The organism is Citrobacter sp. CK191 (genome assembly GCF_030333435.1).
GTDB classification, from domain to species: Bacteria; Pseudomonadota; Gammaproteobacteria; order Enterobacterales; family Enterobacteriaceae; genus Citrobacter_B; species Citrobacter_B koseri.
Window position 1 is genome coordinate 147,549 of record NZ_JAOWFX010000031.1, and the last position, 17,870, is coordinate 165,418.

Sequence of the window (17,870 nt, forward strand, 5' to 3'; positions counted from 1 at the left end):
AAGAAAAAATATCCCCCGTTTATCCACAATGCCACGTTGTGACTAAGTCTGTGGATAAATACTATATATAGGGGGTAACTGATAAATGAAACGCTATATGGTGAGTATTCTAGTAGGGATTCTTTTCAGTACAAGAGTTGATTTTGAGGTTAAATTGAGGTTGCAAAAGGGTGATAATCGCTAAGTGCGCGTCTTATAAGGCCTGGAGGGCATGTCAATAATTCATAAAAAAAAATGAAAATTTGATCGAGTGCTGATTTCTTCATCTAAGGCAGGAAAAGTTCCTATGATCTGGCGCAAAAATTGCCCTGACGATCCTACTCAGGATTGGTAGGCGATGGTTTGTAGGCCCGGCAAGCGCAGCGCCCCGGGCAAAATTGCCGGATAGCGGCATAAACGCCTTATCCGGCCTACAGACGCAGTTAGTCAACTTGTGCGGTAGTGTGAACCATATAGTTAACATCAACGCCCGGCCCGAGCTTGAAGGTGTTGGTAATCGGATTGTAGTGCAGCCCGGTCATGTGACGCTCTTTCAACACGGTCTGATCGACCCAGTTCAGCAACTCCGCAGGCTTAATAAATTTTTTCACATCGTGCGTGCCTTTCGGCACCATGCGTAAAATATACTCCGCCCCCACCACGGCCATCAGCCACGACTTGCCGTTGCGATTAAGGGTCGAGAAAAAGACTTCACCGCCCGGTTTAACTAATTGCGCACAGGCCCTGACGACCGATTGCGGGTCCGGTACGTGCTCCAGCATCTCCATACAGGTCACGACATCGTACTGGTGCGCATGTTTCGCCGCGTGCTCTTCAACCGTCTCCTGCACGTAATCAACCTGAATACCGCTTTCCAGCGCGTGCAGTTTCGCGACCTGCAAAGGCTCAAAGCCCATATCCAGGCCCGTTACCGTCGCACCTTCACGCGCCATGCTCTCAGCCAGAATGCCGCCGCCGCAGCCAACGTCGAGCACCTTTTTGCCGAACAGGCCGCCGGAACGCTCGGCAATGTAGCCCAGGCGCAGCGGGTTAATGCGGTGCAGAGGCTTAAATTCACCCTCAAGATCCCACCAGCGTGACGCGACAGCTTCAAATTTGGCGATTTCTTCGTGATCAACGTTATGCGTCACCGGGGGTTTTTCGGCATTCATTGGCGCTTTTACTCCTTATTTGGCAAGTCGCCTGAGTATATCAGCACGACGGGATGAATAAAGCCTCCGTAGAAGACCATTCCATTTACCTGTCTCATTGCGATTGTGTTATAATTTGCGACCTTTGAATCCGGGATACAGTAGAGGGATAGCGGTTAGATGAGCGACCTTGCGAGAGAAATTACACCGGTCAACATTGAGGAAGAGCTGAAGAGCTCTTATCTGGATTATGCGATGTCGGTCATTGTTGGCCGTGCGCTGCCGGATGTCCGAGATGGCCTGAAGCCGGTACACCGTCGCGTACTATACGCCATGAACGTATTGGGCAATGACTGGAATAAAGCCTATAAAAAATCTGCCCGTGTTGTTGGTGACGTAATCGGTAAATACCATCCTCATGGTGATTCCGCGGTGTACGACACTATCGTCCGTATGGCGCAGCCTTTCTCGCTGCGTTACATGCTGGTGGATGGTCAGGGCAACTTTGGTTCTATCGACGGCGACTCTGCCGCGGCAATGCGTTATACGGAAATCCGTCTGGCGAAGATTGCCCATGAACTGATGGCCGATCTCGAAAAAGAGACGGTGGATTTCGTTGACAACTATGACGGCACGGAAAAAATTCCTGACGTCATGCCGACCAAAATTCCTAACCTGCTGGTAAACGGCTCGTCCGGTATCGCGGTAGGTATGGCCACCAATATCCCGCCGCACAACCTGAAGGAAGTGATCAACGGTTGCCTGGCGTATATCGATGATGAAGACATCAGCATTGAAGGGCTGATGGAACACATTCCTGGCCCGGACTTCCCGACCGCCGCGATCATCAACGGTCGTCGCGGTATTGAAGAAGCCTATCGTACCGGTCGCGGGAAAGTGTACATTCGCGCTCGCGCGGAAGTGGAAGCTGACGCGAAAACCGGCCGCGAAACCATCATCGTTCATGAGATTCCGTACCAGGTGAACAAAGCGCGCCTGATCGAGAAAATCGCTGAACTGGTGAAAGACAAACGCGTTGAAGGCATCAGCGCGCTGCGCGACGAGTCTGATAAAGACGGGATGCGCATCGTGATTGAAGTGAAACGCGATGCCGTCGGGGAAGTGGTGCTTAACAACCTTTATTCCCAGACCCAGTTGCAGGTTTCTTTCGGTATCAACATGGTTGCGCTGCACCACGGCCAGCCGAAGATCATGAACCTGAAAGAGATCATTTCCGCGTTCGTGCGTCACCGTCGCGAAGTGGTGACACGCCGTACTATTTTCGAACTGCGTAAAGCCCGCGATCGCGCGCATATCCTTGAAGCGCTGGCGATTGCGCTGGCGAACATCGATCCGATCATCGAGATGATCCGCCGTGCGCCAACGCCGGCAGAGGCAAAAGCGGCGTTAATCTCCCGTTCATGGGATCTGGGCAACGTGGCGTCTATGCTGGAACGCGCCGGTGATGATGCTGCCCGTCCTGAGTGGCTGGAGCCGGAGTTTGGCGTGCGTGATGGTCAGTATTACCTGACTGAACAACAGGCACAGGCGATTCTGGATCTGCGCTTGCAGAAACTGACCGGCCTTGAGCATGAAAAACTGCTCGACGAGTACAAAGAGCTGCTGGAACAGATCGCAGAGCTGCTGCACATTCTGGGCAGCGCCGATCGTCTGATGGAAGTGATTCGCGAAGAGATGGAACTGATCCGCGATCAGTTTGGCGATGAGCGTCGCACTGAAATCACCGCTAACAGCGCCGATATTAATATCGAAGATCTGATTAGCCAGGAAGATGTGGTTGTAACGCTGTCTCACCAGGGTTACGTCAAATATCAGCCGCTAACCGATTACGAAGCGCAACGTCGTGGCGGGAAAGGTAAATCTGCCGCGCGTATAAAAGAAGAAGACTTTATCGACCGTCTGCTGGTGGCTAACACCCACGACACGATTCTCTGCTTCTCCAGCCGTGGCCGTCTGTACTGGATGAAGGTCTATCAGCTGCCGGAAGCGAGCCGTGGCGCGCGTGGCCGTCCGATCGTCAACCTGCTGCCGCTGGAAGCCGATGAACGTATCACCGCCATTCTGCCGGTACGCGAGTACGAAGAGGGCGTTAACGTCTTTATGGCGACCGCCAGCGGTACGGTGAAGAAAACGGCGCTGACCGAGTTCAGCCGTCCGCGTTCCGCCGGTATCATCGCGGTGAACCTGAACGAAGGCGACGAGCTGATCGGCGTGGATCTGACCTCCGGTTCCGACGAAGTCATGCTGTTCTCCGCTGCCGGTAAAGTGGTGCGCTTTAAAGAAGATGCCGTTCGTGCGATGGGTCGTACCGCGACCGGCGTACGTGGCATCAAACTGGCGGGCGAAGACAGCGTCGTTTCCCTGATTATTCCGCGTGGTGAAGGCGCTATCCTGACCGTGACGCAGAATGGTTACGGTAAACGTACGGCGGAAGGCGAATACCCAACCAAGTCTCGTGGCACGCAGGGCGTTATCTCCATTAAAGTCACCGAGCGTAACGGTTCCGTTGTTGGCGCGGTACAGGTGGATGATGCCGACCAGATCATGATGATCACCGATGCCGGTACGCTGGTTCGTACCCGCGTATCGGAAATCAGCGTCGTTGGCCGTAACACCCAGGGCGTAATCCTCATCCGCACGGCGGAAGATGAAAACGTGGTGGGTCTGCAACGTGTTGCTGAGCCGGTGGATGATGAGGAACTCGACTCCATCGACGGCAGCGTAGCGGAAGGGGACGAGGATATCGCCCCGGAAGCGGAAATCGATGACGACGCAGCGGATGACGCTGACGAGTAATTCGGCATTGTGAATTGTGTGTGAAAGGAGGCCATTGCGCCTCCTTTTTTTTGCCGGATGGCGGCGTAAACGCCTTATCAGGCCGCCATCCGGCAAAGGCGCAAGTCCTTAATTCATCCTTTCCACTATCATCGCAATACCCTGACCGCCGCCGATGCAGAGCGTGGCCAGCCCGAGCGTTTTATCGCGTGCAGAGAGGGCGTGCAGCAGCGTCACCAGAATACGCGCGCCGCTGGCGCCGATGGGATGTCCCAGGGCGATAGCCCCACCGTTGACGTTCACCTTCTGCGGATCAAAACCGAGCGTCTTACCCACGGCAAGGAACTGTGCGGCAAACGCCTCGTTGGCTTCGATCAGATCGATATCCGAAAGCGTTAAACCGCTCAGTTGCAGCGCCTTCTGCGTGGCGGGAACCGGCCCCATCCCCATTAACGCCGGGGCGACGCCGCCGCTGGCGTAGGCTTTGATACGAGCCAGTGGGGTCAGGCCCGCCGCCAGCGCTGCGGATTCTTCCATCACTACCAGCGCTGCCGCGCCGTCATTGATCCCAGAGGCGTTTCCTGCCGTTACCGTACCCGCCTTGTCGAAGGCCGGGCGTAATGCAGCAAGACCTTCCGCCGTTGAATCGGCTTTCGGAAACTCGTCGCGCTCAAACACCACGGTTTTCTTACGGGATGTGACGCTAACCGGCACAATTTCGGCCTGGAATGCGCCGGAATCAATAGCGGCAACGGCTTTACGCTGTGAGAGCAGCGCCAGCTCATCCTGCATCTCCCGGCTGATGCCGTATTCCCGGGCGACGTTTTCTGCCGTGATCCCCATATGGTAGCCGTGAGTGGCGCAGATCAGACCGTCGCGCAGGATCACATCGGAGAGCTGTCCGTCGCCAAGGCGATAGCCCCAGCGGGCTTTGGCATCCAGCAGATACGGCGCCTGGCTCATATTTTCCATACCGCCTGCGACAATCGCCTGTGCCTGTCCGGCCTGAATCGCCTGCGCGGCAAGCGCCACGCTTTTGAGGCCGGAGCCGCATACTTTGTTAACGGTAAAGCCGCAGACCGTCTCTGCGAGGCCGCTTTTGAGCAGTGCCTGACGCGCCGGGTTTTGCCCAAGACCAGCCTGTAGCACATTGCCCATAATCACTTCATCCACCCTTTGCGGGTCGAGCTGCGCGCGTTCAAGCGCCGCTTTAATCACGGTGGCGCCAAGGTCGATGGCGCTGGTGGTTGCCAGTGCGCCGTTAAAACTGCCGATTGCGGTACGCGCCGCGCTGACGATGACACAGTTTTTCATCTTCTGTTCCTTAAAAGTGCGTGGTTGCCGTCAGAAAAAGGTCAAACCGATGACAAAAATGATCCCGGAGAAGAGCAGGGCGGTGATGCAGTAGCCCATAATGTCGCGTACCCCGAGTCCGGCGATTGCCAGGGCGGGCAGCGCCCAGAATGGCTGCGCCATATTCATCCACTGCTCACCGTAGGCGATCGCCATGACTGACTTGCCGAGGTCCGCCCCCAGCGCCTGAGCCGCAGGCATGACGAATGGTCCCTGGATAACCCAGTGGCCGCCGCCTGATGGCACGGCAAAGTTAATCAGCGCAGAGCTGAAAAAGGTCATCACCGGGAAGGTGTCTTTGTTGGCGACGTTGATGAAGAATTCAGTGATAAGGCCACCGAGGCCGGAGTGTTCCATCATCAGTTGGATCCCGGCGTAGAAGGGGAACTGCACCAGAATACCGGCGGTACTGCGCGCTGCGGCGCTGATGGCGCGCATGTAGGCCATTGGCGTTTTGTGCAGCAGCAGACCGGCGATCATAAACATCAGATTGACGGTATTGATGGTGATGTTGAATCCCTTCTCGGCGAAGTAGAGCCCCAGATAGGCAATCCCTAATGCGCCAATGATCAGCGCGAGAATGCGGCTCTCTTCCAGTTTTTCCGACGGTGGCGCGTCAGCCGGCAGTTTCTTCTGAAAATCGGCTTCTTCCAGCAGCAATTTCGGATCGATGCTGACCACGTCGGAGGGTTTTGGCGTCATCATTCGGGTAATAAACGGCATCACCACGATGAGGCCGAGCGTGATGAAAATATTGAACCCGGTGAACAGGGTGTCGCTAACCGGAATCAACCCCGCGACGTGTTCTACCGGGTTGCCCGGCGTTGCGGCCAGCAGGGGCATAGAGCCAGAGAAGCCGCCGCCCCAGGTGAGAAAACCGATATAGGCGCAGGCGATAAGCAGCGGATAATCGGAACCCGGCACGCGACGGGCCACTTCACGGGCAAACATTGCGCCGACCACCAGACCAAAGCCCCAGTTGATCACGCAGGCGACCGAGCCAAAGAAGGTCACCAGCATGACGCCCTGAGCGGGCGTCTTAGCGGCTGAAGCGGCGGTACGCAGCAGGCTTTTAACCGGACCGGAACTGGCCAGGGCGTGGCCCGTCACGATAATCAGCGCCATTTGCATACCGAAAGCCAGCAGGTTCCAGAAGCCATCGCCCCAGAACCTCACCATACTGACCGGCGTTTGCGGCGTCAGCCAGAGAGCGATCCCAAACGTCAGCAGGGTTAACAGCATTGCGAAGATCAGCGGATCAGGAAGCCAGCGGCTGACGACCCGCGTCATAAAGCGTGAAATACGCCCAATCATGCGTCACCTCTCTGAATGACCAGATCGGCCGCAACCTCAAAGTGCGCTTCAGTTTTTGCCCGCAGGGTTTCCAAATCACACCCTTCGGCGATTTCTGTCAGCCACATCTTGCTGTCGATAAAGCGAAATACAGCCAGTTCGGTAACCAGCATATGCACCGCGTGCTGGGCGGTGAGCGGCATGGTGCACTGGCGCAGAATTTTCGCCGAGCCGTCTTTCGCGCAATGTTCCATTGCAATGATCACTTTGCGCGCGCCGGTGACCAGATCCATTGCGCCCCCCATGCCGGGGACCATTTTGCCGGGAACCACCCAGTTGGCGAGGTTTGCCTGCTCATCCACCTGTAGCCCGCCGAGTACGCAGGCGTCAACATGGCCCCCGCGAATCAATGCGAACGACATGGCGCTGTCGAACATTGCCGCGCCGGGCAAAATGCCGCAGGGTTGACCGCCAGCGTTCACCAGATCCGGGTGGGCCGTCGTGACCGGCCCCAGTCCCAGAAAGCCGTTCTCAGATTGCAGGGTGATGTGAATGTCATCCGGCAGGTAGTTTGCAACCATCGTCGGCAAACCAATTCCCAGGTTAACCACGTCGCCATCATGCAGCTCTTGCGCCACGCGGCGCGCAATACGTTGTTTAGCATCCATTATTTGCTCTCCTGTGGAATAACGATGTGGTCGATAACGGCGCCAGGGGTGACAATCTGGTCAGGCAGTAGCTCGCCTGTTTCAACCAGTTCGTCAGGCTCAACCAGGGTGATGTCTGCGGCGAGAGCAATGAGGGGGTTAAAATTACGGGCACTGAGCTGGTAGGTCAGGTTGCCGAGCGGGTCGGCGCAGTGGGCGCGAATAAGCGCCAGATCTGCACGCAGTGGACGCTCCAGCAGCCAGGTTCTGCCATCGAGCTGAAGCGTTTGCTTTCCCTCTTCAACCACGGTGCCGACGCCAGTCGGGGTCAGAAAACCGCCCAGCCCGGCGCCGCCGCAGCGGATTTGTTCAATCAGGGTGCCTTGCGGAACCAGTTGAACCTCCATCTCTTTGGCAATCATCCGCCGACCCGTTTCCGGGTTGGTGCCGATATGGGAGGCGATGACCTTGCGCACCCGGCCATTTACGATAAGCGGGCCGATGCCGGTATCGACAAATGCGGTATCGTTGGCGATCAGCGTCAGGTCCCTGACACCGGATTCAAGTAAGGCTTCAACAAGGCGGGGCGGGGTGCCTACCCCCATAAAACCGCCAACCATGATGGTCATGCCGTCACGAAAGAAGCCTGAGGCGTTCTGTAAGGTAATCAGTTTTGTTTTCATTATGTTTCCCTTTTGCATACTCCATTTTGGGTACGCAAAAGGAATAGCAAGCGGGATGCCAGGATTAATAAACCGAAAAGAGAAGGGTTAACCTGATGAATATAAAAATTAATTTTCACGGAAGGGGGATGAGAGGGCGTGAGGCGCTATGCAGAATTTTGCGCACTGTGCAAAATTCTGCATAGCAACTTCTGGTATCAGAGGCCTGCCGGATCGATGCCGTACTCCTGCAATTTGTACATCAACGCGCGTCGGCTGATGCCCAGCATTAACGCGGTGCGCGTGCGGTTTCCCTCCTGCTGCTCCAGAACCTCCATAATGATTCGGCGTTCTTCGCGTTTAATCTCTTCTTTCAGGTTCCGTTCACCGGGTTGGGCTGGCTTTATTCCGCTGGCGTGACTCACCGACTGGCGGAACTGGGTAGGGAGGTCTTCGGCAAAAATCACCGCCCCGGTGTTCATCACCACCGCGCGCTCAATCACATTGGATAATTCGCGGATATTACCGGGCCACGGCCAGGCGGTGAGAAGTGACATAGCGGAAGGGTCAATTTCAATAATATCCCGCTGGTTTTCTGAGCTGAATTTCTGCAAAAAGTGGTTGGCCAACAGGGGGATATCTTCCCGCCGCTCACGCAAAGGAGGAAGCGTCAGATGAATCACATTCAGCCGATAAAACAGATCTTCACGGAAGGTGCCTTCTTTCACCATTTCCTGCAAATTCCGGTTGGTGGCGGCGACAATGCGGATATCAACCTGAATGGTTTGATGCCCGCCAATGCGTTCAAACTCCCTCTCCTGGAGGATTCGCAGCAGCTTAGCCTGTAACACCAGCGGCATTTCGCCTATTTCGTCCAGCAGCAGCGTTCCCTGATGAGCGCGCTCAAACAGCCCCTGACGTCGCGTTTGTGCGCCGGTAAACGCCCCTTTTTCGTGGCCGAACAGTTCGCTTTCCAGCAGTGATTCCGGCAGCGCCGCACAGTTAATCTTGATGAAGGGGCCGTTTGCCCGGCGTGAGTTATAGTGAATGGCGCGGGCGATCAACTCTTTTCCAGTGCCGCTTTCGCCGCTAATGAGCACGTTGGCCTGGGAAAGCGCGATTTTCGCGGTATCTTTGCAGATATCCATCATCCCCGGACTGTTGGTCAGGATATGTCCCCATTGCCAGCTGGTGCTCAGCGCCTGATGCAGGCTGCGGATCTCCTGCTTCATGGCCTGAAGCTGCAAGGCCCGCTGAATCAATAAGTTCAGTTCATCGAGGTCGAACGGTTTAATCACATAATCAAATGCGCCGCTGCGCAGTGCTTCTACGGCGGTTTCCACTTCAGCGTAGGCTGTCATCAGAATAATGGGGACCCGTGGATGCTGTGCGCGCATCACTTTCAGCGCTTCAATGCCGTTCATCTCCGGCATGCGGATGTCCATCAGCACCACGTCGGGCGGCGTGTCGGCAAAATGTTGCAGCGCTGTCTGACCGTTACTGGCGCACTGGGTTTCATGCCCTTGCAGCGAAAACGCGGTGGCGAGCATACGGCGAACATTATCTTCGTCATCAACGATGAGAATACGGTAGCGAGTTTTCATTCTGACGAGGTTTCCTGCGGGTTAATCGGTAAAATAAGGGTAAAGGTCGCGCCGCATCCGGGCATACTGGTAACGTATATGTCGCCCTGATGCGCATTGATGATGCGCTGACTTAACGCCAGCCCGAGGCCGGTTCCTGACGCTTTGGTGGTGAAGAACGGATCAAAGATTTTTTTCTGCAAAGCGACGTCAATACCGCAGCCATTATCTTCAATGGCGATCGCCAGATGCGTGGTCGTGTAGCGCCAGGTTCGGATACGAATTTCGCCGCGCGCGCCTATCGCCTGCACCGCGTTGATAAGCATGTTCAGGAGCACCTGTTTGAGCAGTTCGCGATCGGCGACGATCGTGGGCAATGCGGCGTTGAATTCCGTATTGAAGTTAATTCGCGCCTGCACCCCGGAAGTCTGCACCAGGATCAACGCCTCCTCGATCAGCGTATTAATGGATACCTGCTGCCACTGACTTTGTCGCGGTCGGGAGAAGTCCAGCAGTTGCTGGATGACTTTATTAATAGAATCAATTTCTTTCAGTACGACGGACAGGTACTCCTGATGTACAGGCAGATTGATTTGCTGGCGAATAATCTGCACATAACCCCGGATGGCGGTGAGCGGGTTGCGCACTTCATGCGCCACGCCTGCCATCAGTTCACCCAGCGTGGCGAGTCTCTCCGTTTGCGCCAGACGGCGCTGCGCCTCTTTACGGGCGGTTAAATCGGAAAACATCACCAGCGCGCCAATCAACTCACCGTCAGCGTTATGAATACGACTGGTGGTGACGCTGAGTTCAATTGTCCGGTCACGCGCGGGGAAGCTGACTTCCTGAGCCAGATGTTCAGTGCCGTTCTCCAGAGTGTCAAGCACAGGGCTGGAGAAATGAGGATCGGCGAACAGCGTTGAGTAGGGGCGCCCGGCCAGCTCATGCAGCGTATAACCCGTGATGGTCTCTGCGGCAGGATTCATCGTGGTGACATTACCTTGTCTGTCGATTGCGATAACCCCATCGGCGGCGTTCTCAATAATCAGATCGTTCAGCGTCTTAGTTTCCCGCAGTGTCTGCGCCAGAGCGTTGACGCTGCGGCTGATTTGCCCCAGTTCACCGGGGAGATCGGGTAACTGGGCCGGCGTTTTCTGCGCAAGAGTAGGCAAGCCTTCAGTAATGATATCGATATTGGCGCTCAGGCGGCGTGAGAAGAGAATGATCAGTAACAGGCTGCTGATAAGCCCCGCCGCCAGAACGGCAATAATACGAACATCCATTTTCCAGGCCTGTCGGCGAATATCTTCGGTCAACTCATTCGCCCAGATATAACCAATGACCTCGCCATGCCGCGCTATCGGAATCATTGAGTTGAGGATATCGCCGCGCACCTGCCGGCCTGAAAATACCACCGGGGCGTTGGTACTCATGACCTCCCGGCCAGGATGATCGGGAGCGATAGTGACCCCGACGTTGTTCTGATACAGTGCCGAAGGGGCGTAGGTGATAATGGCGTCCAGCGCCTTATTGTAATAGCCCGCGCCAATTCCCGGAAACGCGCGGGTGATACGCTCAGTGACCGGTGATAACTGCGCATTCAGCGCGCGGATACGCTCATCGCGCGGCAGATTTTCCTGCTGGGTGAAGCTGTCGCCCAGCGCTTCATCAAGCAGATGCACGACAGCCGATAATTTTTTCTCTTTTTCAGATAAGACCGCTGATCGGCCTTCGGTTTCTACGATATAACCAATAGAGAGCGTCGGCACGATGACCATCAGGATAGCCATCAGTATCATTTGATTGCGTAAGCGTCGCGGGTAAAGCCGTCTCAGGTAGCGCATGCTGACATCCGTGTGGTCTTTATCAGGCAAACGCCAATTATCGGGGGTTGAGGCGCAGGTTTCTCAGCGGTATATCATATTCCCGCAAAGAGAGGGCATTGCGACGCCGGGCATTTACCGCTACCTTAACCACACTCTATTTATCGCCTGAGGCGGAGCTTCGCCCCTTTGAAATACCTTGCTTCCTTTCGTACAACCCTGAAAGTTTCGCGCTACCTGTTCAGAGCGTTGGCGTTACTGATCTGGCTGCTGATCGCTTTTGCTTCGGTGTTTTACATCGTCAATGCGCTGCATCAGAGAGAGTCTGAAATCCGTCAGGAATTCAATCTCAGTTCCGACCAGGCGCAGCGCTATATTCAGCGCACGTCTGACGTAATGAAAGAACTTAAATACATTGCCGAGAATCGCTTAACGGCGGAAAACGGCGTGATGTCCAGCCGGGCGCGCGACGATAAAACCGTGGTGCCCAATTTTGAGCCGCTGTTTGCCGACTCCGACTGTGCGGCGATGGGGAATGCCTGGCGCGGGTCGCTGGAGTCGCTGGCCTGGTTTATGCGCTACTGGCGCGACAATTTTTCTGCGGCCTACGATCTGAATCGTGTTTTCCTGATTGGCAGCGACAATCTCTGTATGGCGAATTTCGGCCTGCGCGATATGCCGGTCGAACGTGATAATGCGCTGAAAACGCTGCATGAGCGCATTGTTAAGTACCGCAATGCCCCGCAGGAAGAGAGCGGGAATAACCTTTTCTGGATTAGCCAGGGGCCGCGCCCCGGCATCGGCTATTTTTATGCCCTGACGCCGGTTTATCTGGCCAACCGCTTGCAGGCGCTGCTGGGCGTCGAGCAGTCCATTCGGATGGAGAACTTTTTCACGCCGGGAAGTTTGCCTATGGGGGTGACGATCCTCGATGAAAATGGTCATCCGCTGATTTCGCTGACCGGGCCGGAAAGCAACATCAGGCCGGAACCCCGCTGGATGCAGGAGCGCTCCTGGTTTGGCTACACGCCAGGGTTCCGTGAGCTGGTTCTGAAGAAAAGTCTGCCGCCATCGTCGCTCAGCATTGTCTACTCCGTACCGGTCGACCTGGTGCTGGAGCATATTCGAATGCTGATTCTGAATGCCATTCTGCTGAATGTGCTGGTGGGCGCCGCCTTGTTCACGCTGGCGCGTATGTATGAACGGCGTATCTTTATTCCGGCGGAAAGCGATGCTCAGCGGCTGGAAGAGCATGAGCAGTTTAACCGGAAAATCGTCGCTTCCGCGCCGGTGGGGATCTGCATCCTGCGCACCATTGACGGGGTCAATATTCTCAGTAATGAACTGGCGCATACCTACCTCAATATGCTCACCCATGAGGACCGGCAAAGGCTGACGCAAATTATCTGTGGTCAGCAGGTTAACTTCGTCGATGTGTTGACCAGCAACAATACCAATCTGCAAATCAGCTTTGTCCATTCGCGCTATCGTAATGAAAACGTGGCGATTTGCGTGCTGGTGGATGTGAGCGCGCGCGTCAAAATGGAAGAGTCGTTGCAGGAGATGGCGCAGGCGGCGGAGCAGGCGAGCCAGTCCAAATCAATGTTCCTTGCGACCGTGAGCCACGAGCTGCGCACGCCGCTGTACGGGATTATCGGTAACCTCGATCTGCTGCAAACCAAAGCGTTGCCGAAAGGGGTCGACAGGCTGGTTACGGCGATGAACAACTCCTCCAGCCTGCTGCTGAAAATCATCAGCGATATTCTCGACTTCTCAAAAATCGAATCCGAGCAGTTGAAGATTGAACCGCGTGAGTTCTCGCCGCGTGAGGTGATGAACCATATTACGGCCAACTATTTACCGCTGGTGGTGAGAAAACAGCTTGGCCTGTACTGCTTTATTGAACCGGATGTACCGGTTGCGCTGAACGGCGACCCGATGCGTCTGCAACAGGTGATTTCTAACCTGCTGAGTAACGCCATCAAATTTACCGATACCGGTTGTATTGTGCTGCATGTGCAGTGTGATGGCGATTATCTCAGTATTCAGGTACGCGATACCGGCGTGGGGATTCCGGCGAAAGAGGTTGTGCGTTTGTTCGATCCTTTCTTCCAGGTGGGAACCGGCGTGCAGCGTAATTTCCAGGGAACCGGCCTGGGGCTGGCGATTTGTGAAAAACTGATCAGCATGATGGATGGGGATATCTCCGTCGATTCAGAGCCCGGGATGGGCAGCCAGTTTACGTTACGCATTCCACTTTATGGCGCGCAGTACCCGCAGAAAAAAGGCGTCGAAGGGCTGGCTCAAACGCGTTGCTGGCTGGCGGTACGCAACGCGTCGCTGTGTCATTTTATTGAGTCCAGCCTGGCGCGAAGCGGTGTCGATGTGCTTCGTTACGAAGGGCAAAAACCGGCGCCGGAAGATATTCTGATTACGGACGATGTGCTGGAGCAGGCATGGCAGGGGCGTGCGGCGGTTGTTTTCAGTCGCCGCCATATTGGTATTCCGCAGGAAAGAGCGCCGGGCGAGTGGGTACACAGCGTGGCGTCGCCGCATGAATTGCCTGCGCTGCTGGCGCGGATTTACAGTATTGAGCTTGATAACGACGCGCTTGCAACGGCGCTGCCTGCGCCGGATAAAACCGACGCGACGAATGACGACATGATGATCCTCGTGGTGGACGATCATCCGATCAACCGTCGTTTGCTGGCCGATCAGTTGGGATCGCTGGGGTATCAATGCAAGACCGCGAATGACGGCGTCGATGCGTTGAACGTGCTGAGTAAAAACCATATTGATATCGTGCTGAGCGACGTCAACATGCCGAATATGGACGGCTACCGCCTGACGCAGCGCATTCGCCAGCTAGGGTTGACGCTGCCGGTGGTCGGCGTCACGGCTAACGCGCTGGCGGAAGAGAAACAGCGTTGTCTGGAGTCCGGTATGGATAGCTGCCTGTCCAAGCCGGTGACGTTAGATGTGCTTAAGCAGACGCTGGCGGTGTATGCGGAGCGGGTGAGAAAGACGCGGGCATAAAAAAGGCCGGATGGCGGTTTCGCCTTCTCCGGCCTACTGCAATCATCAACGTCGGCCTGATAAGCGCAACGCCATCAGGCACCTGACGTTTGATCAGTCTTTGTCCGCCGGGCTCAGCGTGACGGAAGAGAGGTAATTCAGCAGCGCGATATCGTTTTCGACGCCCAGCTTCATCATCGCCGATTTTTTCTGGCTACTGATGGTCTTAATACTGCGGTTCAGTTTCTTGGCGATTTCCGTCACCAGGAAACCTTCTGCGAACAGACGCAGGACTTCACTCTCTTTCGGGGACAGACGTTTGTCGCCATAACCGCCCGCGCTGATTTTCTCCAGCAGGCGGGAGACGCTTTCCGGGGTAAACTTCTTGCCCTTTTGCAGCGCGGCCAGCGCTTTAGGCAAGTCAGTCGGCGCGCCTTGTTTCAGCACAATCCCCTCAATGTCGAGATCCAGCACCGCGCTCAGAATTGCCGGGTTGTTGTTCATCGTCAGAACGATGATCGACAGGCTCGGGAAATGACGTTTAATGTATTTGATGAGGGTAATCCCGTCACCGTATTTATCTCCCGGCATGGAGAGGTCGGTAATCAACACATGCGCATCTAATTTAGGCAGGTTGTTGATCAGTGCTGTGGAATCTTCAAACTCGCCGACAACATTCACCCACTCGATTTGTTCAAGTGATTTGCGAATACCGAACAGTACAATCGGATGGTCATCGGCAATAATTACGTTCATATTGTTCATGTATTGGGCTACCTTGCTACAGCAAGCTCTTGACGTAGCTGTCAATGTCGCTGATGTATTTTTCTATACCTGGAGCATCTTTCTCACGAATAAGATGTTCCAGCGTTTCACATAACTGCTTGCCGGGTACCAGATTAAGCATAGCAAACACGCCTTTCAGGCGGTGAGCTGTCTGCGCCAGCGCAGCGAAATCACTGGTCGCTGCCTCAGTATACAACCTCTTAACATCATCCGGTACTGTGTCTACAAAGAGCGCGTAATAACCGCTGGCATGAAGTTCGGCGTTTTCATCTCCGCCGAGGGGCGACTCTGGAATCTCTTCCTGCGCCAGTTGCTCTTCTATCAGTTGTAGTACAGCTTCCTGCATAGCGTTGCTCATATTAAAGTTGACGCGCAGTTGGCCAGGACCCATTTTCCGCACGCCTGACTCATCATCGCTTAAAAGCAAGCCGGAGGCAGTAAGATTAGACGGATTATCAGTTAAAAAGAGATCATATTCTTGACTTATTTGCCGATCATCCGGCGTGATGCAGGTGGCTCCCCAGTTTTCCAGCTGACGCAACACAATATTGCGCACGTCATTAGAGGTGACGTCAACCATTACGCAAACGTCATCCAGCAAGCGCTCTTCATCATTTACATGCTGGTCATGCGGGGTCATTTTAACATGTACGGTATAGCGCGTCCCCAGCGCATCGCGTGCTTTAATATTCAGATGCCCGCCGAGCTTACGCGCCAGCTGATCGCACAACCAGAAGGTTAACGGATTCGCTTTCCCGTAGCGGTCGCTTTGCGTTTCATTGATATACGGGAAATGGAGATTGTCGATCTCATTGAGCGTCACGCCTTCACCGGTATCCAGAATGCGGAAGGTCAGGCGTTCTTTAGCCGACTCATCCTGATCGACTTCCAGCGTGATTTTCCCAATCTGCGTGGTTGTGACCGCGTACTGGATCAGCAACAGCAGAATGCGGCGCAGGGCGTCACGGTCGCCACGGCGTTCATCGTTGGCGCTAAGGTGGTTTTTGATCAGCAGTTGCAGACCTTTACGCTTAATCGCAGGCAGAACGTCCGGCACCACTTCGTCAATCAGATCCTGAATGGAGAACAGCGTCGGCTCACTTTTCCAGGTATCATTCTCCAGAATATTCGCCAGCTGAATTTCATCTATCATACGCACCAGAACATCCGCCTGGTTCGCCAGCTTCTGGCTTTCCGGCGTGTCTGCGGCAGCGGCGTTGATCGCCAGTATCCGCACGGGTTCTTTCAGGGCATTGCCAATATTTTGCATAAACGCGGCGCGGCCCTGCTGGTTTTTCTCATACAGACGCTGCGCCTGCCTGAGCTTTTTGTTCACCAGCACTTCCCGGACCTGATCGCGAATAATAAAGATCTGCGTGCGAGGGGCGACCTGGCTGCGGAACAGGCGAATTTCATACAGCTCGTTATTGATCGTCGCCTGAATGATGCCCTGATGCTGCTCCGCCATGCTGGTGATGTTTTGCAGATTTAAATGCGGCAGCAAATGGTCGGCGATTTTATTGCTGATGATGGTGCGATTGGCCTCCTGGTCATGCACCAGCAGCCCCAGCGGCAGCAGGGAGACGATCTCTTCATTAATCGCGCGCAGAATACGCAGTTCATTATTTGCGGTATTGCTTGTCGCCACTTCCGTTGAACGGCCAGGCTGGTGGCGGAAGGTGGTGTAGCCAAACAGCGCCAGCGCAAGCAGGCCGATATTCAACAGTAACGGCAGCAGGATATTTTGCAGCGTATCAAGCAATAGCGTGCCGAAAGGAACCTGCCAGACCAGCCGCATATCGGTTGAGTTCAGCGCGGAAGAAATCTCAATTTTGGCGCTGTTGAAGCTGATGCTGACGCTGTCTGGAGACTCTTTCTCCGTATTACGTACCGTCGTGGTTGAGGAGTCGGGTTCCAGGCGGAAGCTGTCCAGCGGCATTCCCGGCGGGATCAGGTCGTTGATCGGCAAATCGAACGCCACAACCGTCGCCAGATGCCCCGGCTGATTAAAAGTGGTGCGCAGCGTAAAGTAATGGCCGTTTTGCCACGCCAGACGACGTAACGAAGAGAAGCTTTCGCGTTCATCCAGCGCATTCGCCTGTTGCAGCATCTCCGCCCGACGGGAATCGACAATATTGCCAATGGCGGACTCTTTAAAGCCGGAGGAGAGATCCTTGAGCGGCAGGGTGGAGATGAGAATCAGGCTGTTGTCCTGCCCGTTCAGATAATACATCGACCAGGGCACGTTCTCCGCGCCCCACAGCGTATCGAGATAGGTGGAAATCCGCTGGGTCATTTCCAGCGTTGAACTGTCATGCGAGCCAAAAATAAGCGCTTCGGTCTTACGGCGCGGTTTTTCAAGGTAGTAGACGTCTTGTTTCAGACGCGTTTCCTGCAAACCCTCGCTCGTGGATGGGTTAGCCGTCGCGGCAATGTTGTCATAGATTTGCCAGGTCACGTAGCGCCAGGTGTCTACGCGCTTATGAATAGCATGGGTGATATCGACAATCTGATAGCTCTTGTCTTTCAGCCAGGCGTTGACCGCGCTTTGCACCATCACGCCCATCGTTACAAGTAACACAATGATCAGTAATAAGAAGAAACGGGTAATGCTTCCCGGCAGAAGGGAGAATCGGGTAGAAACCGTTGTATCAGACTGACTCATTCGTGTTTATGACCTGTTAAAACAACGCTAAAGAGGAAAGGGCAGTATAAAGGGTACTGTGTGAATTTCCATACTCTCGCTCATCAGACACGCTGCATTTTTCCGCCCGAGCCGCGA

At 54.9% G+C, this 17,870-nt stretch carries 11 protein-coding genes; 2 read left to right on the forward strand and 9 right to left on the reverse strand.

The window, feature by feature from the left end; genetic code table 11:
• Window positions 1-422 precede the first annotated feature (422 nt).
• Window positions 423-1,151, reverse strand: a complete 729-nt coding sequence (gene ubiG, locus OGV82_RS12320) for a bifunctional 2-polyprenyl-6-hydroxyphenol methylase/3-demethylubiquinol 3-O-methyltransferase UbiG (protein ID WP_012131523.1) — start codon at window positions 1,149-1,151, stop codon at window positions 423-425.
• Window positions 1,152-1,310: 159 nt separating this feature from the next.
• Between ubiG and gyrA the strand changes: the two genes are divergently transcribed.
• Window positions 1,311-3,947, forward strand: a complete 2,637-nt coding sequence (gene gyrA, locus OGV82_RS12325; protein ID WP_047462381.1) for a DNA topoisomerase (ATP-hydrolyzing) subunit A — start codon at window positions 1,311-1,313, stop codon at window positions 3,945-3,947.
• 108 nt (window positions 3,948-4,055) lie between these two features.
• Here the strand turns inward: gyrA and OGV82_RS12330 are convergent, their stop codons facing one another.
• From OGV82_RS12330 to atoS, 6 genes are all read right to left on the reverse strand, one after another.
• Window positions 4,056-5,240 (reverse strand): acetyl-CoA C-acetyltransferase, encoded by a 1,185-nt coding sequence (locus tag OGV82_RS12330; protein WP_047462384.1) that lies wholly within the window; start codon window positions 5,238-5,240, stop codon window positions 4,056-4,058.
• 30 nt (window positions 5,241-5,270) lie between these two features.
• The gene (locus OGV82_RS12335; protein ID WP_012131527.1) at window positions 5,271-6,593 is read right to left on the reverse strand and encodes a TIGR00366 family protein; all 1,323 of its coding nucleotides are present in this window, start codon (window positions 6,591-6,593) and stop codon (window positions 5,271-5,273) included.
• Entirely contained in the window at window positions 6,590-7,240 is a 651-nt protein-coding gene (locus tag OGV82_RS12340; protein ID WP_047462387.1) for a 3-oxoacid CoA-transferase subunit B, read from the reverse strand. The genes OGV82_RS12335 and OGV82_RS12340 overlap by 4 nt, the downstream gene beginning before the upstream one ends.
• Window positions 7,240-7,902, reverse strand: a complete 663-nt coding sequence (gene atoD, locus OGV82_RS12345) for an acetate CoA-transferase subunit alpha (protein ID WP_047462390.1) — start codon at window positions 7,900-7,902, stop codon at window positions 7,240-7,242. Before atoD ends, OGV82_RS12340 begins: the two co-directional genes overlap by 1 nt.
• Window positions 7,903-8,099: 197 nt before the next feature.
• Window positions 8,100-9,485: an acetoacetate metabolism transcriptional regulator AtoC gene (gene atoC, locus OGV82_RS12350; protein ID WP_101744037.1), complete on the reverse strand. Its 1,386-nt coding sequence runs from the start codon at window positions 9,483-9,485 to the stop codon at window positions 8,100-8,102.
• On the reverse strand, window positions 9,482-11,308 hold the full coding sequence (gene atoS / locus OGV82_RS12355; protein ID WP_058667734.1) for a two-component system sensor histidine kinase AtoS: 1,827 nt from the start codon (window positions 11,306-11,308) through the stop codon (window positions 9,482-9,484). Before atoS ends, atoC begins: the two co-directional genes overlap by 4 nt.
• A gap of 168 nt (window positions 11,309-11,476) precedes the next feature.
• Here atoS and rcsC point away from each other — a divergent pair, with 168 nt between their 5' ends.
• Window positions 11,477-14,323: a two-component system sensor histidine kinase RcsC gene (gene rcsC / locus OGV82_RS12360; RefSeq protein ID WP_012131533.1), complete on the forward strand. Its 2,847-nt coding sequence runs from the start codon at window positions 11,477-11,479 to the stop codon at window positions 14,321-14,323.
• Between the two features lie 93 nt (window positions 14,324-14,416).
• On the opposite strand, the gene rcsB is transcribed toward rcsC, so the two are convergent.
• Both rcsB and rcsD read right to left on the reverse strand, forming a co-directional pair.
• A complete protein-coding gene (gene rcsB / locus OGV82_RS12365; protein ID WP_001061917.1) occupies window positions 14,417-15,067 on the reverse strand; it encodes a response regulator transcription factor RcsB in 651 nt (216 codons plus the stop codon).
• A gap of 16 nt (window positions 15,068-15,083) precedes the next feature.
• Complete coding sequence (gene rcsD / locus OGV82_RS12370) at window positions 15,084-17,753, reverse strand: phosphotransferase RcsD (RefSeq protein WP_286462725.1); 2,670 nt, start codon at window positions 17,751-17,753, stop codon at window positions 15,084-15,086.
• Window positions 17,754-17,870 lie beyond the last annotated feature (117 nt).